15 protein-coding genes, 1 tRNA gene and 1 pseudogene are annotated in these 22,373 nt (G+C 69.4%); 12 read left to right on the forward strand and 5 right to left on the reverse strand.

Translation table 11 applies throughout. From position 1 onward, the window contains the following. Positions 1-47 precede the first annotated feature (47 nt). From AB0I91_RS13875 to AB0I91_RS13900, 6 genes and pseudogenes are all read left to right on the forward strand, one after another. Positions 48-278: a hypothetical protein gene (locus AB0I91_RS13875; RefSeq protein WP_499637034.1), complete on the forward strand. Its 231-nt coding sequence runs from the start codon at positions 48-50 to the stop codon at positions 276-278. Continuing rightward, positions 271-2,451, forward strand: coding sequence for a type IV secretory system conjugative DNA transfer family protein (locus tag AB0I91_RS13880; RefSeq protein WP_499637036.1), 2,181 nt, complete (start codon positions 271-273; stop codon positions 2,449-2,451). Before AB0I91_RS13875 ends, AB0I91_RS13880 begins: the two co-directional genes overlap by 8 nt. Before the next feature lie 211 nt (positions 2,452-2,662). After that, the gene (locus AB0I91_RS13885; protein ID WP_499637038.1) at positions 2,663-3,484 is read left to right on the forward strand and encodes a replication-relaxation family protein; all 822 of its coding nucleotides are present in this window, start codon (positions 2,663-2,665) and stop codon (positions 3,482-3,484) included. Further along, positions 3,477-4,247, forward strand: coding sequence for a hypothetical protein (locus AB0I91_RS13890; RefSeq protein ID WP_499637040.1), 771 nt, complete (start codon positions 3,477-3,479; stop codon positions 4,245-4,247). Before AB0I91_RS13885 ends, AB0I91_RS13890 begins: the two co-directional genes overlap by 8 nt. A gap of 212 nt (positions 4,248-4,459) precedes the next feature. After that, a complete protein-coding gene (locus AB0I91_RS13895) occupies positions 4,460-4,873 on the forward strand; it encodes a recombinase family protein (protein WP_499637042.1) in 414 nt (137 codons plus the stop codon). Positions 4,874-4,875: 2 nt separating this feature from the next. Then, positions 4,876-5,889: pseudogene (locus AB0I91_RS13900) on the forward strand (recombinase family protein); the annotation flags it as partial. A gap of 691 nt (positions 5,890-6,580) precedes the next feature. On the opposite strand, the gene AB0I91_RS13905 reads toward AB0I91_RS13900, so the two are convergent. Continuing rightward, positions 6,581-6,655 (reverse strand) — tRNA-Arg (locus AB0I91_RS13905). Between the two features lie 65 nt (positions 6,656-6,720). On the opposite strand from AB0I91_RS13905, the gene AB0I91_RS13910 reads away from it, so the two are divergent. Both AB0I91_RS13910 and AB0I91_RS13915 read left to right on the forward strand, forming a co-directional pair. After that, positions 6,721-8,316, forward strand: coding sequence for an SDR family NAD(P)-dependent oxidoreductase (locus AB0I91_RS13910; protein WP_499637044.1), 1,596 nt, complete (start codon positions 6,721-6,723; stop codon positions 8,314-8,316). Positions 8,317-8,359: 43 nt separating this feature from the next. Continuing rightward, positions 8,360-9,268, forward strand: coding sequence for a cation diffusion facilitator family transporter (locus tag AB0I91_RS13915; protein ID WP_498775189.1), 909 nt, complete (start codon positions 8,360-8,362; stop codon positions 9,266-9,268). 11 nt (positions 9,269-9,279) lie between these two features. Here the strand turns inward: AB0I91_RS13915 and AB0I91_RS13920 are convergent, their stop codons facing one another. After that, positions 9,280-13,545, reverse strand: a complete 4,266-nt coding sequence (locus AB0I91_RS13920; protein WP_499637046.1) for a GH92 family glycosyl hydrolase — start codon at positions 13,543-13,545, stop codon at positions 9,280-9,282. 177 nt (positions 13,546-13,722) lie between these two features. Between AB0I91_RS13920 and AB0I91_RS13925 the strand changes: the two genes are divergently transcribed. Continuing rightward, on the forward strand, positions 13,723-14,868 hold the full coding sequence (locus AB0I91_RS13925) for an ROK family transcriptional regulator (protein ID WP_498775221.1): 1,146 nt from the start codon (positions 13,723-13,725) through the stop codon (positions 14,866-14,868). Positions 14,869-15,083: 215 nt separating this feature from the next. On the opposite strand, the gene AB0I91_RS13930 is transcribed toward AB0I91_RS13925, so the two are convergent. Continuing rightward, complete coding sequence (locus AB0I91_RS13930; protein ID WP_499637048.1) at positions 15,084-16,970, reverse strand: acyl-CoA dehydrogenase family protein; 1,887 nt, start codon at positions 16,968-16,970, stop codon at positions 15,084-15,086. A 258-nt stretch (positions 16,971-17,228) separates the two neighbouring features. On the opposite strand from AB0I91_RS13930, the gene AB0I91_RS13935 reads away from it, so the two are divergent. Then, on the forward strand, positions 17,229-17,630 hold the full coding sequence (locus tag AB0I91_RS13935) for a hypothetical protein (protein ID WP_499637050.1): 402 nt from the start codon (positions 17,229-17,231) through the stop codon (positions 17,628-17,630). Here the strand turns inward: AB0I91_RS13935 and AB0I91_RS13940 are convergent. Both AB0I91_RS13940 and AB0I91_RS13945 read right to left on the reverse strand, forming a co-directional pair. Next, positions 17,596-18,300: a DUF305 domain-containing protein gene (locus AB0I91_RS13940; RefSeq protein ID WP_498775181.1), complete on the reverse strand. Its 705-nt coding sequence runs from the start codon at positions 18,298-18,300 to the stop codon at positions 17,596-17,598. The two genes, AB0I91_RS13935 and AB0I91_RS13940, sit on opposite strands and share 35 nt — an antisense overlap. A 3-nt stretch (positions 18,301-18,303) precedes the next feature. Continuing rightward, positions 18,304-19,134, reverse strand: coding sequence for a thioredoxin-like domain-containing protein (locus AB0I91_RS13945; protein WP_498775178.1), 831 nt, complete (start codon positions 19,132-19,134; stop codon positions 18,304-18,306). Between the two features lie 169 nt (positions 19,135-19,303). Here AB0I91_RS13945 and argS point away from each other — a divergent pair, with 169 nt between their 5' ends. Further along, positions 19,304-20,947, forward strand: a complete 1,644-nt coding sequence (gene argS / locus AB0I91_RS13950) for an arginine--tRNA ligase (protein ID WP_499607265.1) — start codon at positions 19,304-19,306, stop codon at positions 20,945-20,947. Beyond that, entirely contained in the window at positions 20,947-22,371 is a 1,425-nt protein-coding gene (gene lysA, locus AB0I91_RS13955; protein ID WP_498775174.1) for a diaminopimelate decarboxylase, read from the forward strand. Before argS ends, lysA begins: the two co-directional genes overlap by 1 nt. The last annotated feature ends 2 nt before the right edge of the window (positions 22,372-22,373 follow it).

The raw sequence follows: 22,373 nt of genomic DNA on the forward strand, positions 1-22,373 counted from the left end.
CCGGCAACATTCCGGCTCGTCGTGTAACGAAAGGAGGTCCGTCCAAGATGGTCAAGAAAAAGAACCACCGCCAGTCCCGTCGTCTATGGGGCGTCGATCGTCGCTACACCGTACGCGGTATCCGGCGTGAGCCGGTGGACATTGAGAAGCTCAGCAAGGCGCTGCTCGGCTTGGTGATGGCCGACCTGGAGAAGCAGGCCCAAACCGAGCACGTCCAGGAAACAGGGAGCGTCGACGAGCGGCCCACGGGGCGTGGCGAGGGAGCAGTCGATGGGTAAGGCTGCCGACATCGTCTTCTCGGGCCTGCACTTGCCGAGGCCCTTAGACCTCGGCGTCGTCGTTCGCTTCCTCGAGGGCTTGGCCGCTGACCGTACGGGTATGCGGCTTGTGCTGGAAGTCCGCGCCGATGGTGCAGGCATCCGCTACCTGATCGGCTGCCGAGCAACCGATGTCCACGTTGTGCGGCGGTTGCTCGGCGATCTCATCCCCGGAACTGTCCTAACCTCGCCCAGCATCGGGACCACCACCCCACGCCGCGCGGTCGACGTAGCTGCCGAGCTTCGCATCATGCCGCCAGGACTGCCGCTGCTGAGCGACCGGCCGGAAGGCACCACGCGAGCCCTGCTCTCGGCGCTCGCCGCTGCGAAGCATCCGGAGGACCACCTTGTGGTGCAGGTAGCACTCGGACCGCGCCATGCTCCCCGCATCGTTCCCGCCAACGCGCCCGCACCAGGGCGCTCTTTTCTGCGCGCGCTTTTGGAGGGCGACCGGCCCGCCAGTACCGAACTCCGCGCTCGGATGCGAGAGCGCCTGGCTCACGGTGGCTTCGCCGCGGTGGTGCGTCTGGGTGCTGCCAGCGCCGACATCGACAGGACGCGGCGGTTCATCACGAGCGCCTTGAGCGCCATCGCGACCGCCCAGTCACCTGGCGTCCGCATCGACTTGGTGCGGCTGCAGGCGAAGGCGATCAACAACGTTAAGCTTCCTTGGCACTGGCCGCTGCACCTCGCGGTCAGCGAGTTGGTGGGCCTGCTCGGCTGGCCGCTGGGAGATGGCAACCTTCCTGGCTTGCCCGCGGCTCATCCGAAGGCGCTTCGCGCCGCCACGTCCGTCCACACCGGTCCTCGGGTGTTCGCCGAGAGCGCCGCACCAGGCGATAGCCGACAACTCGGCATCAGCGCACAGGACCAGACGTACCACGGGGTCACGTTCGGTCCGAGCGGCTCGGGCAAGTCCAACGCCCTCCTGCACCTCATCCTCGCCGACGTTGATGGCGGTCGACCGGTCGCCGTACTCGATCCCAAGCGCCAGCTCATCGACGACATCTTGGCGCGCATTCCCCAGCACCGCTTGGACGACGTTGTTGAACTTAACGCGGCGGACGAGGTGCCCATCGGCTTCAACCCGCTCGACGTCACGGGCCGCGACCCAGATGTGGTGGTCGACGGCATCCTGGCCGTCTTCGAAGCGGTGTTCAGCGACGGCTGGGGGCCACGCACGGCTGACATTTTCAGCGCCAGCTTGCGTACGCTCGCCCGCGCCAGCACCGCCAAGCGCCCGGCAACGCTGCTCGACCTGCCGACACTGCTGACCGATCCGGTCTTCCGTCGCCAACAGGTGGGACGCCTCCAAAACGACGTAGCACTAGCAGGGTTCTGGGCCTGGTACGACGGTCAGTCCACGGCGGCCCAGGCGGCGGCCATCGCTGCACCGCTGAACAAGCTGCGCCAGTTTCTACTACGGCCTGCGCTCATCCGGATGCTGGGCCAACACGGAGGCCGGTTCCGGCTGCGGGATACGTTCCAGCAGAACAAGGTCGTGTTGGTACCGCTCAACGAAGGCATCATCGGTCCGGGCACGGCGTCGCTCCTTGGCAGCCTGATCGTCGCCGATCTGTGGCAGGCCACCCAAGAGAGAGCCGATGAACCTGACGCCCAGAAGCGTCCCGGCGTGGTGTACGTCGACGAGGCACCCCGCTTCCTGAACCTGCCGCTCTCGCTCGCCGACGCACTCGCGGTATCGAGGTCGCTCTCGGTCGGGTGGTTCCTGGCTGCACAGTTCCGCGCGCAGTTCCCGCCTGCGCTTCGGACCGCCGTGGACATGAACGCGCGATCCAAGATCATCTTCGCTACCGAGCACGAGGACGCCCGCGAAGCGGCCAAGCTCGCACGCGACCTCGACCCGGAGGACTTCCTCGCCCTGCCCCGTTTCCACGCGTACGCCAACCTCGTTGCAGACGGGCATCCCTCCGGTTGGGCCTTGGTGCGGACGCTGCCACCGCCTCCGGCGACCCGCGATCCGGATCAAGTGCGGGCCGCTACGCGCGCCAACTACGCACCAGACAGCTCGGAACAGACCAGCACCGACACCAGTAAGGCACAGGCCGATGCCTCTACCGCTGTGTCGTCCGGTGTGTTTGAGCCCATCGGCCGAAAGCGGAGGCAGCGATGAGCTTGTTCGAGGTGACTTCGAGAGCTGATGTGGCTAGCGGCGGGTCTTGGTTCAGCCGTCTGTCCGCCCATGTATCCGCGACGACCTTGGCGCTGCGTTTTCGCAGCTCAAAGTCGCTATGTTGCCCTATCCCGGATGGGACTGACCCCCGATCCGGGGGTCACGGTGCCGTCCCGGACGGCTGCCCCGGACGCGCGCCAGGAGGCTGGTCATGAGCCCAAGTACGACGACCAGCCTGTTACAGCATCTCTCGGAGCGCGATCTCGCGATCCTGGCGTCGCTGCGTTCCTTCCGGCTACTCACCACTGCACAGGTTCGCAGGCTTCACTTCGCCTCCGGCCACGCCAGTCTTGGTGCAGCCGCCACCGCTGTCATGCGGGTGCTCGGTCGGCTCGAAGCTCACAATCTGGTCGCCCGGCTGGGACGGCGCATCGGAGGTGTACGTGCCGGGTCGTCGGGCATCACCTGGCAACTCGGCGCCGCGGGGGAGCGGTTGCAGCGCACCATGCACGGCGAGAAGCACCGTCGCCGCTACGTCGAACCGTCACCGGCTTTCACCGCTCACACACTTGCCGTGGCCGACTTGGCGATCGGCTTGTACGAGTTGCAGGCCCAGCAGGCTGTGGAAGTCCTCACCGTCGATACCGAGCCGTCCTGCTGGCGCTCGTTCATCGGGGAACACGGCACGGTCGAGTGGCTGAAACCCGACCTCTACGCCGTCACGGCGAGCGGTGACTACGAAGACCACTGGTGGTTCGAGGCCGATCTGGCGACAGAGCATCCACCAGTCGTCGTGCGCAAGGCCAAGGTCTACCAGCGGTACGCCCGGACAGGTGCCCACCAGGCGAAGCACGGTCTCTTTCCGGCTGTGGTCTGGGTGGTGCCTAATGCTGTCCGGCGTGCGGCATTGGAGACCGCCTTCGCTGGAGACAAGGCCATCCAGCCCGCGCTGTTTCGAATCATCACGACGGCGGAGTTCTCCGCGCTCATCACCCGTGGGCACGCGACGCCTGGTGAGGCCAGCGATGACTAACGACGAAAGGAGGTATCCCATAGAACGACTACCGCACAACCCTGACGACAACGACCATGGCATCCCCGAGCGGGAGCGGCTTAGCCCTGGCGAGATCGACCTCACCGGTGCCGTGGATACGGACGAGGACCTCGCTGACGTCATCGGTGATGCGCTATTCGAAGCCGAGGCACGTGGCGCGCTGCCGGACTGGGGCGCCCGACCCATCGCCCGGGTGCTGGCCAACGAGTACTCGGAAGGACCAACGGCGCTGCATCACTTTGCGGCCACAGGCCGCCTCGACCCACAGCAACTGAGTCGTGAGTTGGCCCTGATCTACAGCCAGACGCCGGAGCAGCACGAAGTACGTACCTGGGTCGGCTGGCTCACCCGCTACATCGAAGCTCGAAGTTCGCCAGCCGACACAGCTTCGGCTGAGGTGGACGCCGCACAGTCCGAGCCACTGCTTGATCGGGTCGGCGAGGCGCTCCAGCAGCACGGTGCTGCTTTCAGGGCGTACCTGCGGCTGCCGACCGTTGCCATCGACCAGCCGGACCTCCTCAAGGGCTTCCAGGACTGCTACGTCGGCAGCTTCGACTCGATGGCGGCGTTGGTCGACGAGCTGACAGACGCCCGAACCTGCATGGAGGCGGTCAGAGAGGTCGCGAGTCGCTGGGACTTCGCCGACTTCATCACGTTGGACTACGGGCGGTTGTCGATGGCCGCTCGCGAAACGTGGAACATCGTATTTCTCGAAGGACGGCTATACGTCTTTTTGAAGTGATGCTCCATGTCGAGTGCTTGCATTGCGATCGTTCCACGTGTCTGTCGCGGAGAAATGCGGCAATTTCCGGTTACGAAAAATTGGACTGGAATTCTAGTAAATCAGAGGTATGATCGGAAAAGGTAAATATGCCGGTAAAAACTGCGATAAAGAGAAATAATGGAAGGGGGCTTGGTATGGCCGACGAAGTAGTTAGCAGGAGGCGCGCTGTCATGTACCTACGCCTGGGCTCCGCGCATCCCGATGACGCCGCTGCTGTCGCGCTGCAGCGCGAGACGTGTCAACGCATCGCCAACAAGCACGGGCTGGCCGTCGTGCGGGAGTACGTCGATGTGGGGCGACCGGCACACCTCGATCGGCAGCCTGCTCTCCAGCAGCTGCTCGGCGACCTCGAAGTCCAGTGCCACATTCAAGCCGTGGTGGTGTGGGACTACGCACGACTGGCACGTGACATGAGGCAGCTGGAGGAGGTTATCGGCCGCATACACGCTTGCGGGGCCGAGGTCATCACGATGACCGGGGTGGAGGTAGCTGAGCGGTTTATCCGCCAGCAGGAGCTGCGCGCCCTGTCCATGGGCATCGTTGAACGCGGCAGCCCGGACCCCGGCGATCAGGAACGGAATTAGCCATGGCGCGCACCGTCGACCCTGGCTCCTTGGCGACCGCGATCGCGTACCTTCGTGTGTCCACGAAGGAGCAAGCCGAGAAAGGCGGGCAGGCGGAGGGCTTCTCGATCCCCGCACAACGTGACGCGCTCCGGCGCAAGGCGGAGAGCCTCGATGCCGTCATCATCGAGGAGTTCGTCGACGCGGGGGAGTCCGCCAAGTCTGCTGACCGGCCGAACCTGCAGCGCATGCTGCGCTACCTGGCTTCGAACCGGGTGGACTACGTGTTGGTGCACAAGGTCGACCGCCTCGCCCGGAACCGCGCAGACGACGTCGAGATCACGATGGCGATCAAGAAGTCGGGCGCCGCGCTCGTGTCGGCTACCGAGAACATCGACGAGACGCCGTCAGGCATGCTGCTACACGGCATCATGTCCTCGATCGCGGAGTTCTACTCGCGCAACCTCGCCACCGAGGTGCACAAGGGCATGAGCCAGAAGGCCAAGACCGGCGGCACGCCTGGCAAGGCTCCGCTCGGCTACCGCAACGTCGGCCGGTTCACGCCCGAAGGGCGCGAGGAGCGCACCGTCGAGATTGACCCGGAACGCGCTGAGCTGATCGCCTGGGCCTTCGTCGCGTTCGCCTCCGGCGACTGGACGCTGCGGACGCTTGCCGACGAGCTCGAGACTCGAGGCTTGCGTACGCGTCGCACGCCGAAGTACCCGGCGCGGCCGGTACGGCCGAACGTGCTGCACTCGATCCTGACCAACCCGTACTACAGGGGAGAGGTCGTCTACCGAGGTGTTCGGCATCCCGGCAGGCATCAGCCCCTGGTCGACCCGGTCACCTGGCAGAAGGTCCAAGATGTTCTGGCTGCGCACTTGGTCGGCGAGAAGCAGCGCGACCACCGCCACTACCTTAAGTCCAGTGTCTTCTGCGGTGACTGCGGCAGCAGGCTGATCATCACGAACGCCAAGAACCGCCACGGCATGACCTACCCGTACTTCATATGTCTCGGTCGGCACCAGAAGCGCACTACCTGTACTCGCAAGGCGCTGCTGGTAGCGAAGATCGAGAAGCTGGTCGAGGACTACTGGGCGACGGTGGGTCTGGATCCCGCACTGCGCGACGCCGTAGAGGCAGGGCTTCGGTCCGAGCTGGCCTCGCATCGCAGTGAAGCTGAGCAGGAGCGCAAGCACCTGTCTGGGGAGCGATCCGCCTTGATGGCACGACGAGAGAAGCTGGTCGAAGCGATTTACACCGGCGCGATCCCGATGGACCTGATCGCGGGGGAGCAGCAGCGCATCAGCGAGCAGCTGGCTGGCATCGAGCAACGCCTGGCTGGGGCGGCCGCGGAGTTCGACCGGATCGAGGCGAACCTGACTGCTGCTCTGGACTTGGCCCGTGACTGTCACGCTGCCTATAGGGCGGCTGGTCCGTTCTTGCGTCGGCTGTTCAACCAGGCGTTCTTCACGCACCTGTACATCGACGACGGAGGGGTGCGGGGCACGTTGGCGGAGCCGTTCGACGTGCTGCTTGGAGGCGAGGTCCTGGAGCGAGGGCGAGCAAGGCTGTCGCCAGCATCTGCGCTGGCAGATGACTTGAACGACGGCGAAGAGGGCGATGATCTCAACGAGAAGACCCCCAGGGCGTTGGGCGCCGCTGGGGGTCTTCTGGATCTTGCTTCGATCCCTGTTCAGAGGGTCGAAGGTTTGAATGTGACTACTTTGGTGCCCCCGGCAGGATTCGAACCTGCGCACCCGCCTCCGGAGGGCGGTGCTCTATCCCCTGAGCTACGGGGGCCGCAGCTACGGGTGGAAGCTTAGCGCACGTCCGCCGGCGGGTTTCACCCCCTACCCTCTTGGGTTGTGCAGACGTGGGGTGAGCGGGTGGTGCAGGGGGATGACCTGGCGATTCGGGTGGTCGAGGGTGGGGTGGGTGGGGCGGTTCCCGTGGTGTTGGTGCACGGGTTCCCGGACACGTCAGAGGTCTGGGAGGGGGTGGCGGAGAGGCTGGGGGAGCGGTTCCGGGTGGTTCGGTACGACGTGAGGGGGACCGGTGGGTCGGGGGCGCCGGTCGGGGGTGGGAGTCAGGGGTACCGGCTGGAGCGGTTGGTCGCGGACCTCGTGGCGGTGGTGGGGGCGGTAGGTGGGCCGGTTCACCTGGTCGGGCACGACTGGGGGTCGTTGCAGGGGTGGGCGGCGGTGGCGGCTCGGCCCGACTTGTTCCTCTCGTTCACCAGCATTTCCGGGCCGGACCTGGGGCACCTCGGCGACTGGGTCAGGCGCAATCGCTTGCGGCCGGTCACGGTGGCGAAGGTGTTGGGGAAGTCCTGGTACATCGCGGGGTTCAAGGTGCCCGGTGCGGCGGAGCTGGTGTGGCGGGTGCCGGCGGTCCGGAAGTGGTTGCGGGCGGGGCGGCGGGAGCTGGTCAACGGGCTGGGGATGTACCGGGCCAACGTGGGGCAGGGGCGGCAGCCGGCGAAGGTCACCGTGCGGGTTCACCAGATCGAGTTGACCGAGGACCCGTACGTGAGGCGGGAGCACCTGGAGGCGGCGGAGCCCTGGGTCGAGGAGCTCACCCGGAGCCGGATCCGCGCCGGGCACTGGGCGCCGCGGACGCACCCGGAGCTGGTCGCACGGCACATCGAGGACGCCATCGACGGCAAGCGGCGGAAGCGGCTGGTGGTCATCACGGGTGCCGGTAGCGGGATCGGCAGGGCCACGGCGGTGGCCTTCGCCCACCAGGGCGCCGAGGTGGTCGTGCTCGACGTCGACGACGAGAAGGCGCGGGAGACGGCCGAGCTGGTCGGTGGGCACGCGTACCGGGTCGACGTAGCCGATTCGACCGCGATGACGGCGGTGGCGGCGGAAATCGAGGCACGGCACGGCGTGCCCGACGTGGTGATGGCGAACGCCGGCATCGGGCTGGCCGGGTCGTTCCTCCGCACGTCGGAGGAGGACTGGCGGCGGGTCGTGGACGTCAACCTCTGGGGCGTCGTGCACACGCTGCGGGCCTTCGCGCCGCGCATGGTCGACCGGGGCGAAGGCGGCAACCTCGTCGTCACGGCGTCCGCGGCGGGCTACTTCCCGACCGCCGCCCTGTCGGCCTACTCGACCACGAAGGCCGCCGTCCTGATGCTCGCCCAGTGCCTGGACGCCGAGCTGCGCGAGCACGGCGTCACCGTCACCGCGATCTGCCCCGGCATCGTCGACACCGACATCACCCGGACGTTCACGTTCGCCGGCGCGACCCCGGCCGAGCAGGACGAACAGCGCCGGAAAGCGACGAAGGCCTACCGGCGGCGCGGCTTCGGGCCGGAGAAGGTGGCGGCCGAAGTCCTCAAGGTGGTGGACCACCACAAAGCGGTGGTACCCGTCACCATGGAGGCGAAGGCGGCGCACCTGGGCAACCGCATCGCACCCGACCTGGTCCGCGCCCTGGGCCGGTTGTGGCGCCCCTGACAGTCGAGTTGCACTCATGCGCATGTGACTATATGTTCCGCTCATGGGTCACGGACACGGCCACGGTGTGTCGTCGGGGAGCGCCAAGCACCTCGGCCGGCTGTGGATCGCCTTCGGCATCGGCGCGGCGTTCATGGTGCTGGAGTTCGTCGTCGGCATCGCCACCGGCTCGCTGGCCCTGATCTCCGACGCGGCCCACATGCTCACCGACGTCCTGGGCGTCGGCATGGCGCTGGCCGCCATCATGCTGGCCCGCCGCGCGCGAACGGGCGGCAGCCGCACGTTCGGCCTCTACCGGGCCGAGGTGCTGGCCGCGCTGGCCAACGCCGTGCTGCTGTTCGGCGTGGCCGGTTACGTGGTGTACGAAGCCGTGGGGCGGTTCGGCAACCCGCCCGAGGTGCCCGGCCTGCCCGTCGTGCTGGCCGCCACCGCGGGCCTCGCGGCCAACGTCGTCTCGTTCTTCCTGCTCCGCCAGGGCGCGAAGGACAGCATCAACGTGCGCGGCGCGTACCTGGAAGTCCTGGCCGACCTCATCGGGTCGGTCGGCGTGCTCGTCAGCGGCGTCGTCACCCTGGTCTTCGGCTGGCGCTACGCCGACCCGATCATGGGTGTCGCGATCGGCCTCTTCGTCCTCCCGCGCACGTACAAGCTGGCCGCGAGCGCGCTGCGGATCCTCTTCCAGCACGCGCCCGAACGCCTGGACGTCGCCGAGATGCAGGCCGACCTGAGCCGCCTGCCCGGCGTGGCCGAGGCGCACGACCTGCACGTCTGGACGCTCACGTCGGGCATGGAGGTCGCCTCCGCGCACCTCACCACCCGCGACCACGTGGACCCGGCCGACGTGCTGCGCGCCGCGCAGGCGCTGCTGGCCGAGCGGTACCACATCGAGCACGCCACGCTCCAGGTCGAACCAGGAGATTCCGCGCGCAGGTGCCGCGAAATCTCCTGGTGACCCTGAAGGACCTACAACTCGGCGCACTGACCCGTCTTGGGCCCGCTCGCCGAGTTCACCCATCCGTTGTTCACCGGTTCGGGGGTGCTCCCGGTGCACGACAGCGGCCCGCCGACGGTGTTGCCGGCGACGACCGTGCCGCCCTTGTTGTCCACCAGCCGCACGGGCCCGCCGACGGACACCCGTTCCAGTGACACCGGGCCGGTCGCGCCGGTCACGTTCACCGGTCCGCCGACCGAGGTCTCCACCAGCACGACCGCCGCCGCGCCGGTGGCGTTCACCGGACCCTCGACCTTCCCGCCGAACACGTACAGCGACGCGCCCGCCGCCACCGTCACCGGACCGGTCACGGTGGCGCCGTCCACGCACGTCACGCCCGACTCCACGCGCAACGCCCCGGCGTGCTCACCGGTCACCGACTTCGAGCACGTCACGAACGGCTTGGCCAGCAGCTCGAACTCCGCCACCGTCACCGAGCCCGGGAACTCCAGCCGGTAGTGCTGGTAGTGACCCGGTCGGGCGATCTTGAACGCCCGCGTCTGCTGCCGCCACGCGAACGCCTCACCGGACCGCTCGTCCACGGTGGTCCAGTTCGTCCCGTCGTACGAGCCCTTCAGCACCCACGAGGTCGGGTCGCCGGCGGCCTTGCCCGACGTCAACGTGTAGAACGTCGCGTCTTCCTTCTTCGACGGCAGGTCCACCTGCAACCACGACAGCGCGCCGGAGGTCTGCGAGGTGTTGTCCACCAACGACGCGGGCGCCCCGGTCACCGTCCCCGACAGCGTCACGTCCCGCAGCGGAGCAGGCGGCGCGGAACCCGTGGTCAACGACGGCGGCGCGGCGTCCGGACCCGTGGCCCACCGCGACGGCGACGAGCCCATGTCGAAGTCCAGCACGCCACCGTTCGCGATCTCCGCGTGCGGCAGGTACGCCTTGTCCCACGTCTTCCCGTTGACCTTCAACGACTGCACGTAGATGTTCTTCGCGGAGTTGGCCGGCGCGTTGATCACGAGCGAGTGCCCGTTGTCCAGGTGCACGGTCATCTTCTTGAACAGCGGCGACCCGATCGCGTAGGTCGCGTTGCCCATCTGCAGCGGGTAGAAGCCCATCGCGCTGAACAGCCACCACGCCGACTGCTCGCCGTTGTCCTCGTCGCCGGGGTAGCCCTGGCCGATCTCGCTGCCCAGGTAGAGCCGGGACAGGATCTCGCGCACCTTCTCCTGCGTCTTCCACGGCTGACCGGCGTAGTCGTACATGTACGTGATGTGGTGCGAGACCTGGTTGGAGTGGCCCAGCTGCCCCATCCGCACGTCGCGCGCCTCGGTCATCTCGTGGATCACGCCGCCGTACGAGCCGGGGAACTTCGCCGTCTCCGGCGTGGCGAAGAACTCGTCGAGCTTCTTCGCCAGCCCGTCGCGGCCGCCGTACAGGTTGGCCAGGCCCTGCCCGTCGTGCGGCACCGAGAACGCCATGTTCCAGCCGTCGGTCTCGGTGTAGTCGTGGCCCCACTCGCGCGGGTCGTACTCGTCGGTGGGCACGCGCCACGTGCCGTCGGGGTTGCGGCCCTGGAAGAAGCCCGTCGACGGGTCGAACATGTGGATGTAGTTCTGCGCCCGGTTCGAGAAGTACTCGTAGGACGCCAGGTACTGCGCCTCGCCGGTCTTCTCGTGCAGCGCCTTCGCCATGTTCGCGATGCCGTAGTCGTTGACGTAGCCCTCGATCGCCCACGACATGCCCTCGCCGGTGGCGGTGGACGTGTAGCCGGTGAAGATCGAGGTGTCCAGGCCCTTGCGGCCGACGCCAGCGTTCGGCGGCGCGACCGTCGCGTTCTTCACCGCCGCCTCGTAGGCCGCCTTGGCGTCGGGCAGGTCGACGCCCTTCACGAACGCGTCCGCGAACGCCACGTCGGAGCTCGTGCCGGTCATCAGGTTCGCGTAGCCGGGCGAGGACCAGCGCGAGATCCAGCCGCCGTCGCGGTACTGCTGCACGAACCCGTCGGCCAGCTCGGCCGCCTTGCCGGGCGTCAGCAGGCTGTACGCGGGCCACGTGGTCCGGTAGGTGTCCCAGAACCCGTTGTTGACGTAGACCTTGCCGTCCACGACCTTCGCGCCGGTCTTGGTGGGCGTGGACGGCCCGGCGGGCTGCACGGGCGACGCGTACTGGTACTCGGGCGCGTCGGCGGTGCCGGTGTTCTCGAAGCCCGAGTTCGGGTAGAGGTAGAGCCGGTAGAGGTTGGAGTACAGCGTGGTCAGCTGGTCCTCCGAGGCGCCTTCCACCTCGACCATGCCCAGCACCCGGTCCCAGGCCTGCTGCGCCCGGTCGCGCACCGAGTCGAACGTGTCCGAGGCGGACACCTCCAGCTCCAGGTTGCGCTTCGCCTGGTCGACGCCCAGCAACGACGTGGCGATCTTCATCGTCACGGTCTTGTCGCCGGAGGTGTCGAACTGGAAGAAGCCCGCCACGTCGTCGCGGCCCGCGCCGGTCAGCCGACCGCTCGACTTCACCGGCTTGTCCACCACGCCGTACACGAACAGCCGCGTCGCGCCGGTCGACAGGCCGCTCTTGACGTCGGAGAAGCCGGTCACCACGCCGGACGCCGGGTCGAGGGTGAGCCCGCCGCTGTTGTTGACGTTGTCGAACACCAGGTTCGAGGTGTCGTCCACGAACGTGAAGCGGAACAGCGCGGCGTGGTCGGTCGGCGCGATCTCGGTGCGCATCCCGTTCTCGAACCGCACGCCGTAGTAGTGCGCCTTGGCGACCTCGTTCTCGTGCTTGAACGGCAGCGCGCGCACCGCCCGGTCGACGGTCGGCGTGCCCGCGGTCGGCATCACCTGGAACGTCTGCCGGTCACCCATCCACGGGCTGGGCTCGTGGCTCGCGGTGAACGCCTGCAACGTCGGCAGGTTGTCCCGGTTGTTGTTCTTCGCGTACTCGTACAGCCAGCTGATCGAGCCCGCGTTGGTCATGGGCGACCAGAAGTTGAAGCCGTGCGGCACCGCGGTGGCCGGGAAGTTGTTGCCCCGCGAGAACGAGCCGCTGGAGTTCGTGCCGCGGTTGGTCAGCACCCAGTCCGACGGGCGCGGCCGTTCGACCACGACCGGCGCGGACTTCACCTGGACGTCGTCGACCCAGCCGTTGAAACCGGCCGGTCCCTTCGGGTTGTCGTACGCCACCAGGATCCGCTTGATCGTCTTGCCCGCGGCCACCGCGCCGATGACCGAGGCGATCCGGTTCCACTGGTTGGTGTACAGCGACTTCGCCGCGCCCTGGCCGCGCGGTGACAGCTCGAAGCCGTGCTGGTCGCGCGCACCGAGGTCGCTGAGGTAGGTGCCGTCGGCGAACGCGAGGTCGATCGACACGAACGTGGCCGGGTAGTTCAGGTCGTCCGTGGTGAACGACGGGAAGATCAGGTACGACAGCTCGGTGGTCGACGTGACCGGGATGTCGACGTCGAAGACCTTGTTGTAGGAGTAGCCGCGGCCCTCGGCGACGTGCGTGCCCTGGTAGCGCAACGCCTTCACGCCGGTGAACCCGGCGCCCGCCTTGGCGTTGTACCCGCCGTTGGCCCCCTTGCCCACGGTGGTGCGCATGTTCTTCGCCGGCGGGGTGGTGGAGCCGTCGGAGAACTGCACCTCGGCCAGCTGGATGAGGTTCACGCCGCCCGCGGTCGCGGAGATGTCGAGCTGGTAGTGCTTGAACGCCTCGGTGTTGGCGAGGTCGTAGACCTTGGTCTGGAACCGCTCGGCGAACGCCTCGCCGGTGCGCGCGTCGACCGGCGTCCACGTCGTGCCGTCGTGGGAGCCGCGCAGCGTCCAGTCCTTCGGGTCGCGCTCGGGCGCGTCGTTGGCCGAGGACATCGCGTAGCGCTTGACCGCGACGGGCTCGTTGAAGGTGAACCGCGCCCAGCCGGTCGGCGTGAAGGTGAGCCACTTCGAGGCCACGTTGGCGTCGACCAGGTTGGCCGCCACCTCGCCGGCGCCGGAGTTCTCGGAGTTGGCCACGACGTCGACCACGCGGTCGGTGACGTTGCCGGGGATGCCGGTGGAGTCCGAGCCGTCGACGCCCGACGTCTTCGGCGTGCCGTCCGGGCCGGTCTCCACGGTGCTCGTCCAGGTCGGCTGCGGCTGCCCGTCCTCGAACGACGTGGCGAAGAGCGTCTCGCTCACGGTTGGCTCCCCCGGTGCGGCGGTCGCGGAGCTCCAGCCTCCCACGCTCCCCAGCGCCAGTGCGATGGTCGAGACGACCACCAGCGATCTCCTGCCCCGCATGTGCCCCATTGCGCACGCCCTTCGCCGTACCGACCCGATCTTTAGCGAAGCAAAGGGCCAGCTGACATCGTTGTCAAGAGTGGCCGCGCAACTTGTCCGCAAGCCTGTCCGGGTGCTGCTCCACCCGATCTACACTCACTCACCGTGACGGCCCCGAACTCGCCCCAGGTGGGCACCCCCGCGGGGATGCGCGTGCTCAACCAGCGCGCGGTGCTCGACCGCCTGCGGGAGGGCGGTCCGGCGACGAGGCCGCAGCTCGCCAAGGACACCGGCCTGTCGAAGCCGACCATCGGCCAGGCGCTGCTCGACCTGGAGCAGCACGGCCTGGTGCGCCCCATCGGCCGCACGTCGGCGGGACCGGGCCGGTCGGCCGTGGTCTACGAGCCGAACCCCGCGGCGGGCCACGTGCTCGGCGTCGACATCGGCAGGCAGCGGATCCGGGTGGCGGTGGCGGACCTGGCCGGTTCGGTGATCGCGCGGTCCGACGAGCGCAACCGGTGCCGCTCGGCGACGGCCCTGGTCCGCACGGTGCGGGAGCTGGCCGAGCGCACGGTGTCCGACGCCGGGCTGACGCCGGCCGACCTGGTGGTGAAGGTCGTCGGCACGCCCGGCGTGCCCGACCCGCGCGACCGGACCCTGCACCACGCGCCGAACCTTCCCGGCTGGGAACGACCGGGCCTGCTGGACGACCTGGAGGCCGCGCTCGGCGCGGGCCTGGTCGTGGAGAACGACGCGAACCTCGCCGCCGTCGGCGAGCAGGCCTACGGGGTGGCGCGCGACGTCGACGTGTTCGTGTGCGTCACCGTGGGCACCGGGATAGGGATGGGGATCGTGGTGGACGGCCGGTTGTTCCGCGGCGCGCACGGCGCGGCGGGCGAGGTCGGCTACCTGCCGTACACCGGTCAGTCCGAAGAGGACGGACGGCAGCGCGGCCAGGTCGAGGCCGCCGCGGCGGCGGAATCCGTGGTGGCGCTGGCGAAGCAGCGCGGTCTGGCGGCGCGGTCGGCGCGGGAGGTGTTCGCGGCGGCGAAGGCCGGTGACGAACGGGCGCTGCTCGCGGTGCGCGACGAGGCGGAGCGGCTGGCGTTCGTGGTGGCGTCGGTGGTGGCGGTGGTCGACCCCGAGCTGGTGGTGCTCGGCGGCGGCATCGGCAGCAACACCGACCTGCTGCAGGAGCCGATGGAGGCCGCGCTGCGGCGGATGACGCCGCTCGCGCCGCGGATCGTGGCGGGCGAGCTGGGTGACGGCGCGGTGCTCAGCGGCGCCATCGCGATCGGGTTGCGGTCGGCGCGCGAGCTCGTGTTCGACCGGCGAGGCAGCGTGACTCTCTGAGAGTAGTCGAGTGACTCTCACCTGCTGATTCACTCGAAAGTTGTAGGTCTCAACTCGCCAGTAACGACGTAGCGTGACAGGAACCTCCTCCTGGAGGGTGTTGTTCCTTCCGCTGTAGTTAGGGGAGTCGAAAGGGGAGTACGGGGGACGTGGTCCCCTTTCGACCGTGCCACGGGGCAGGTGCCGCGCCCGCAAACACCTGCCCCGTGTACTAACTACGTCGTGCGGTGGACGTTCTCCGCGGTGGACGCCCGGTGCGTCGAGTCCGCGATCCACGGCCCCGGGCCGGACGGGTCCAGCACCCCTTCCTCGAGCCACGTGAACCGGCCGTCCAGCACGTGCCGGGCCAGCCTCGCGTCCGAGTCGTCGGAGTTGCGCCACAACCGGTCGAACAGCTCGTCCACCCGCACCCGCGCCTGCGCGGCGAACGCGTCCGCCAGCCGGACCGCCCGGTCGCCGTCCGCCGCCGCCTTCACGCACGCCGCGCTGATGGCGAACAGCTCCGCGCCGATGTCCACGATCCGCGCCAGGAACCGCTGCTTGCGCTCCAGCCGGCCCTGCCAGCGCGACATCGCGTAGAACGTCTGCCTGGCCAGCTTGCGGCTGGACCGCTCGACGAACCGCAGGTGCCCGGCCAGCGGCCCGAACTCGGCGTAGGCGCGCGGCACCTGGCCCTTGCCGACCACCAGCGTCGGCAGCCACTTCGCGTAGAAGCCGCCCGCCTTGGCCAGCGCCTGCGCCTTGCGCTTGGCGTCGGCCTCGGGGTCGATGAAGTCACCGGCGACGGCGAGGTGCGCGTCCACCGCCTCCCGGGCGATGAGCAGGTGCATGATCTCGGTCGAGCCCTCGAAGATCCGGTTGATCCGCAGGTCCCGCAGCATCTGCTCGGCGGGCACGCCGCGTTCGCCGCGGGCGGCCAGGGACGCCGCGGTCTCGTAGCCGCGCCCGCCGCGCAGCTGCACCAGCTCGTCCGCGACCAGCCAGGCCATCTCCGAGCCGTAGAGCTTCGCCAGCGCCGCCTCGATGCGGATGTCGTGCCCGCCCGCGTCGGCCAGCTCGCTGGACAGGTCGAGCACGGCCTCCAGCGCGTAGGCGGTGGCCGCGATGTAGGCGATCTTGCCCGCGATGGCCTCGTGCTCGCCGATCGGCCGGCCCCACTGCACGCGGTGCGCCGACCACTCGCGGGCGATCTTCAGGCTCCACTTCGCCGCGCCCGCGCACAGGGCGGGCAACGACAGCCGGCCGGTGTTGAGCGTGGTGAGCGCGATCTTCAGGCCCGCGCCCTCCTTGCCGATCAGGTTGGCCCTGGGCACGTGGACCTGGTGGAACCGGGTGACGCCGTTCTCCAGGCCGCGCAGGCCCATGAACCGGTTGCGGTTCTCCACCGTGATGCCGGGCGAGTCGCCCTCGACCACGAACGCGCTGATGCCCTTGTCCGGCACGTGCGCCATCACCACCAGCAGGTCGGCCACCACGCCGTTGGTCGTCCACAGCTTCACGCCGTCGAGCACGTAGCCGTCGTCGGTGGGCGTGGCCGTGGTGCCCAGGCGGGCCGGGTCGCTGCCCACGTCCGGCTCGGTGAGCAGGAACGCGCTGATCTCACCGGTCGCGCAGCGGGGCAGGTACTCCCGCTTCTGCTCGTCCGTGCCGAACATCGCCAGCGGCTGCGGCACGCCGATGGACTGGTGCGCGGACAGCATCGCGCCCAGCGCCGGGCTGACCGAGCCGACCATCATCAACGCCCGGTTGTAGTAGACCTGGGACAGGCCGAGGCCGCCGTACTCGCGCTTGATCTTCATGCCGAACGCGCCGAGCTGCTTGAGGCCGGTCAGCACGTGGTCGGGGATGAGCGCGTCGCGCTCGATCTCCGCGCCGTCCACGGAGTGCTCGCAGAACTCGCGCAGGGCGGTGAGGAACGTCTCGCCGCGCTCGCGGTCCTCGGCCGAGCCGCTGGGGTGGGGGTGGATCAGGTCGAGGCGGAAGTGGCCGAGGAAGAGCTCGCGGCCGAAGCTGGGGTGCCGCCACCGGGTCTCGCGGGCCTGTTCGGCCACCTTGCGGGCGGTGCGCTCGTCGACGTGCCGATCGGGATCCACTGCGGTCATCGCTGACCTCCGTGTCGGATTGCCGCTGCTCCGCAGACGGCGGCTCGGTCGCCTGGAACGGTCGACGCGACCTCGCGGACTGGGCCTACCACGCTACTACCGGCGGGTAGCCCCAGTCGGGTGACGCGAAACGGCGGGTGGGTCGCCCGGCGCCGGGCGACCCACCCGCCGTCAGCGGGTCCTGCTGTGCCGAGGGCTCATCGGCGGTGCGACGGGGTCTTCCGCTCCGGCACGTCCGCGCGGGCGACCCGTTCGGGCGTGATCCGGAACCGGTGGTCGGTGTGGGTCGACTTCACGCCCGCCGCGGTGCGGCTGACCACCCGCAGCTGCTGGTCCTCGGTGTGGGTGGACGTCCAGCGGATCGTCGCGGTGCCGTCCGGGCCGATCGGGACGGTGGTGGTGACGCCGTCGACCGTGTACTCGAACGCCGTCGCGCCGGCCTGGTTCGCGGTGAACGTGAAGGACCCTTCGCGCCACTTGCCGCTGGAGGCGGCGGGGAACTCCGCCGAGCTGACGGTCGGGCGGTGGGAGCACTGTTACCGGCGGTGCGCGGCCGATCACGCGACCGGGTCGGCCAGAGGGGGCCGGCCAGGTGGGGCGGCCGAGCGGCGTCGGCTGGGTGAGGTCAGCTCGGCAGGGGAGCGGCGCCGCGTTCGGTGATCAGCTGTTGCATGTACGTGCTCTCGGCCGTCTGCGACTTGAGCATGTTGTCCGCGAGCGTCCGCACGACCGACTGCCCGGCGCGCGTGGCGGCGTACTCGGCCATCGGGGCGCCGCCCTTGTGGTGCCGCAGCATCAGCTGCAGGAAGTACACGTCGAACTCGACGCCGGTCAGCGAGCGCAGCTTGGTGATCTCCTCGGACGACGCCATGCCGGGCATCCGCTCGGCGTCACCGGAGCCCGAGCCCGAGCCGGGCGCGTCGTGGCCGTGCGTGCCGGAGGTCATCCACCACATGTGCCTGCCGTCGACCGACTGCTCGGGGTAGCCCCAGAGGAACAGCCAGCCCTTCATCCGCCCGACCTGCTCCAACTGGGTCGAGGCGATGTCGAAGGCGAGCTGCCGGACGGCGGGGTCCGCCGTCTTCTCGCGCGCGATGTTGGCCATCGTCACGCCTTGCAGGTGGTGGGTCGACATGTCCTGGGTGAACCCCACGTCGACCGAGTCGCGCGCGGGCGTCGAACTGGTGTCCGCGCCCGGCAGCTTGATCAGCAGGCCGATGGCGGCGCCGAGCAGGAGGACGGCGACGACCGCGACGGTCACGACGATCGTCCTGGTCGCGGTCACCCCGCGTGACGGGGGTGCCTCGTCCTCCTGCCCGACGCCTGCCACAGGTCAGCTGCTCGCGGTCGTGGTGGCCGCGGGGGCGTCGGACGCGGGCGGGGCCGACGGGTCGCCGGTCGGCTCGGTGCTGTCCGCGGTGCCACCGGACATCGGGACCGCGTCGGGACCGGGCGCCTCCGCCACGAACGGCGGCGGGTTGGTCACGTCGAACTGGGTCGCGTCGCACGTGGCGCCGACCTCGGGGTAGGTGTACTGGTTGCGCCGCAGCGACTGGATGAACTGGTCGATCCGCTCGTCGTCGGCGCTCTCCAGCTTCAGCTGGTGGCCCCACGACTGCAGCGAGATCGGCTTGTCCAGGCCGGGGTACGGCGACAGCATGGTGAACGGCTGGCCCTCGGCCCGCGCCTTCAGCTTGTCCAGCGCCTCACCGGTGATCTGGTCCGGGTTGTACGCGATCCACACCGCGCCGTGCTCGAGCGGGTGGACCATGTTCTCGTTGCGGACGGCCTTGTCGTACACCGTGCCGGTGCAGTCGGCCCACACGTTGTCGTGCGGACCGCCGAACGGCGGTGACTGGTCGTAGGCGACCCGCTGCGTGGCGTCGACGTGCTTGCTGGCCTCGTACTCGACCTTGACCACGCCGGCGATCTGGTCCGAGGGGTCCTTGTTCTCCTCGGTCGGGTTCCACTTGGCGAGCGCCTGCTCCTTCGCGTTGCGGTCCGCGATCTGGCTGTACGCGTAACCGAACACGGTGCCGGCCAGGGCCAGCACGGCCACCACCGCGATGATGGTCCCCCACGGCTTCGGCTTCTTGGCCACCACCGAGGAGCGCGCCGCCGCAACGCTGGAGCGCGCGGCCTTCGTCTTCTTGCCGCTGGTCATGTCCGCCTCAGTCTCGTCATACGCCCATGCCGCGGGCCAGTGTAGGGATACCGTGTCTGATCACCGTCAACTGGCCGTCACAGCGGGTGGCCGTCAACAGTTGCCATCCCACTTCGCGGGACGCGCATCCCGGTCGAGACCAGCGAGAACGCTTCCCTAGACTTGTCGGGTGACTCCCGCTGCGCTCGCTGAACTGGTCCGTGCGACGGCCGTGGACGTGCTGTCCACCCGCGGCCTCGACCCCGCCGCCCTGCCCACAGCGGTCACGATCGAGCGCCCCCGCAACCCCGAGCACGGTGACTACGCCACCAACGTGGCCCTCCAGACCGCCAAGAAGGTCGGCGTGACGTCCCGCGACCTGGCCGGCTGGCTCGCCGACGCGCTGACCGGCACCGACGCCATCTCCTCGGTCGAGGTCGCGGGCCCCGGCTTCCTGAACCTGCGGCTCGCCGCGGACGCCCAGGGCGCGATCGTGCGCGACGTGCTCAAGGCCGGCGAGGCCTACGGCCGCGGCGAGCAGCTCGCCGGCACCCGGATCAACCTGGAGTTCGTCTCGGCGAACCCGACCGGCCCCATCCACCTGGGCGGCACCCGCTGGGCCGCGGTCGGCGACGCGCTCGGCCGCGTCCTGGCCGCCAACGGGGGCGACGTCACCCGCGAGTACTACTTCAACGACGCGGGCGCGCAGATCGACCGGTTCGTCCGGTCCCTGATCGCCGCCGCGAAGGGCGAGCCCGCGCCGGAGGACGGCTACGCGGGCGGCTACATCGGCGACATCGCCGCCGAGGTGCTGCGGCAGGAGCCCGGCGCGCTGTCCGCCGAGGACTCGCACGAGGTGTTCCGCCGCATCGGCGTGAACCTCATGTTCGAGGAGATCAAGAAGGACCTGCACGACTTCGGCACGGACTTCGACGTCTTCTTCCACGAGGACTCGCTGCACAAGTCCGGCTCCGTCACCAAGGCCGTCGAGCAGCTCAAGGACTCCGGCGCGCTGTACTTCGAGAACGGCGCGTGGTGGCTGCGGTCCACCGAGTTCGGCGACGACAAGGACCGCGTGGTCATCAAGAGCGACGGTGACCCCGCGTACATCGCCGGTGACATCGCGTACCTGGTGGACAAGCGGTCGCGCGGCTTCGACCTGTGCATCTACATGCTCGGCGCGGACCACCACGGCTACATCGGCAGGCTCAAGGCCGCCGCCTCGGCGCTGGGCGACGACCCGGCGTCGGTGGAGGTGCTGATCGGCCAGATGGTGAACCTGGTCAGCGACGGCAAGCCGGTGCGGATGAGCAAGCGCGCGGGCACCGTGATCACGATGCAGGACCTGGTGGACGCGGTCGGCGTGGACGCGGCCCGGTACGCGATGACCCGCTCGTCGGCGGACTCGTCCCTGGACATCGACCTCGACCTGCTGCGCAAGCGGAGCAACGACAACCCGGTCTTCTACGTCCAGTACGCGCACGCGCGGCTGTCGTCGGTGCTGCGCAACGCCGCCGACCTGGGCGTCACGCCCGGTGAGGCGGTCGAGGAGCTCACGCACGACCGCGAGGGCGACCTGATCCGCACCATCGGCGAGTTCCCGCGCGTCGTCGCCACCGCCGGCGAGCTGCGCGAACCGCACCGCGTCGCGCGCTACCTGGAGGAGCTGGCGGGCACCTACCACCGGTTCCACGAGGCCTGCCGCGTGCTGCCCAGGGGCGACGAGGAGACGACCGAGCTGCACCGGGCGCGGCTGAGCCTGTGCGCGGCGACCCGCCAGGTGTTCGCCAACGGCCTCGCGCTGCTGGGCGTGACCGCGCCGGAGCGCATGTGATGCGCGCGCACCCGGCCGGTCCCCGGCACGCCGACGTCCTCATCCCCTCCAACACCGCGGGCAACCGCCCCGCCACGGCCGCCGACCTGGACGCGATGCACCCGCAGGTGTGGCCGCGCCACGCCGAGCGCGGCGACGACGGCGCGGTGCGCCTGGCGGGCGTGGACGTGCGGCAGCTCGCCCAGGACCACGGCACCCCGCTGTTCGTGATGGACGAGGGCGACTTCCGCGCGCGCTGCCGCGAGCACGCCGAGGCGTTCGGCGACCCGACCCGGGTCCACTACGCGTCCAAGGCGTTCCTGTCCGTCGCGGTGGCCCGGTGGGTCGCCGAGGAGGGCCTGAGTATCGACGTGGCCAGCGGTGGCGAGCTGGCCGTGGCGCTGCGCGCGGAGTTCCCGCCCGAGCGGATCGCGCTGCACGGCAACAACAAGTCCGTGGCCGAGCTGACCGCCGCGGTCGAGGCCGGCGTCGGCGTGGTCGTGCTGGACTCGTTCTACGAGATCGCCCGCCTGGACCAGGTCGCCCGCGAACGCGGACGCGTGCAGCCGGTGATGATCCGGGTGACGGTCGGCGTCGAGGCGCACACGCACGAGTTCATCGCCACCGCGCACGAGGACCAGAAGTTCGGCTTCTCGCTGTCCTCGGGCGACGCGGCCGAGGCGGCGCGCCGGGTGCTGAAGTCCGACGGGCTGCGGCTGATCGGCCTGCACAGCCACATCGGCTCGCAGATCTTCGACGCCAGCGGCTTCGAGGTCGCCGCGCGCCGGGTCATCGGGCTGCTCGCGGAGCTGCGCGACGAGCACGGCGCCGGGATCCTCGAGCACGTCACGACCGTGGACCTCGGCGGCGGCCTCGGCATCGCCTACACCGCCGACGACGACCCGCCGCCGCCCGCCGAGCTGGCCCGCCAGTTGCACAACATCGTGGCCAAGGAGTGCGAGCACGCCGAGCTGCCCGCGCCGAAGATCGCGGTCGAGCCCGGCCGGGCCATCGTCGGCCCCGGCACGGTGACGCTGTACGAGGTGGGCACCATCAAGGACGTCCAGCTCGACGCCGGCGTGGTCCGCCGGTACGTGAGCGTGGACGGCGGCATGAGCGACAACATCCGCACCGCCCTCTACGACGCGGTCTACGACTGCAAGCTGGTCTCGCGCGCCGCGGGGGAGGGCGCCCGGCCCGTGCTGTGCCGCGTCGTGGGCAAGCACTGCGAGTCCGGCGACGTGGTCGTGCGCGACTGCTGGCTGCCCGACGACCTCGCGCCCGGCGACCTGATCGCGGTCGCCGCCACCGGCGCGTACTGCTACTCCATGGCCAGCGGCTACAACCGGCTCCCCCGCCCCGCGCTCGCCGCGGTCGTGGACGGCCAGGCCCGGTTGCTGCTGCGCCGGGAGACCGAGGAAGACCTGTTCCGCCTGGAGGTATGAGA

It is taken from the genome of Actinosynnema sp. NPDC049800 (assembly GCF_040656635.1).
Classification (GTDB): Bacteria; Actinomycetota; Actinomycetes; order Mycobacteriales; family Pseudonocardiaceae; genus Actinosynnema.

What these genes read in the sequence shown, in the direction of transcription:
- AB0I91_RS13875 (WP_499637034.1), top strand. Translation starts at nt 48, where the DNA reads ATGGTCAAGAAAAAGAACCACCGCCAGTCCCGTCGTCTATGGGGCGTC.
- AB0I91_RS13880 (WP_499637036.1), top strand. Translation starts at nt 271, where the DNA reads ATGGGTAAGGCTGCCGACATCGTCTTCTCGGGCCTGCACTTGCCGAGG.
- AB0I91_RS13885 (WP_499637038.1), top strand. Translation starts at nt 2,663, where the DNA reads ATGAGCCCAAGTACGACGACCAGCCTGTTACAGCATCTCTCGGAGCGC.
- AB0I91_RS13890 (WP_499637040.1), top strand. Translation starts at nt 3,477, where the DNA reads ATGACTAACGACGAAAGGAGGTATCCCATAGAACGACTACCGCACAAC.
- AB0I91_RS13895 (WP_499637042.1), top strand. Translation starts at nt 4,460, where the DNA reads ATGTACCTACGCCTGGGCTCCGCGCATCCCGATGACGCCGCTGCTGTC.
- AB0I91_RS13915 (WP_498775189.1), top strand. Translation starts at nt 8,360, where the DNA reads ATGGGTCACGGACACGGCCACGGTGTGTCGTCGGGGAGCGCCAAGCAC.
- AB0I91_RS13920 (WP_499637046.1), bottom strand. Translation starts at nt 13,545, where the DNA reads ATGGGGCACATGCGGGGCAGGAGATCGCTGGTGGTCGTCTCGACCATC.
- AB0I91_RS13925 (WP_498775221.1), top strand. Translation starts at nt 13,723, where the DNA reads ATGCGCGTGCTCAACCAGCGCGCGGTGCTCGACCGCCTGCGGGAGGGC.
- AB0I91_RS13930 (WP_499637048.1), bottom strand. Translation starts at nt 16,970, where the DNA reads ATGACCGCAGTGGATCCCGATCGGCACGTCGACGAGCGCACCGCCCGC.
- AB0I91_RS13945 (WP_498775178.1), bottom strand. Translation starts at nt 19,134, where the DNA reads ATGACCAGCGGCAAGAAGACGAAGGCCGCGCGCTCCAGCGTTGCGGCG.
- lysA (WP_498775174.1), top strand. Translation starts at nt 20,947, where the DNA reads ATGCGCGCGCACCCGGCCGGTCCCCGGCACGCCGACGTCCTCATCCCC.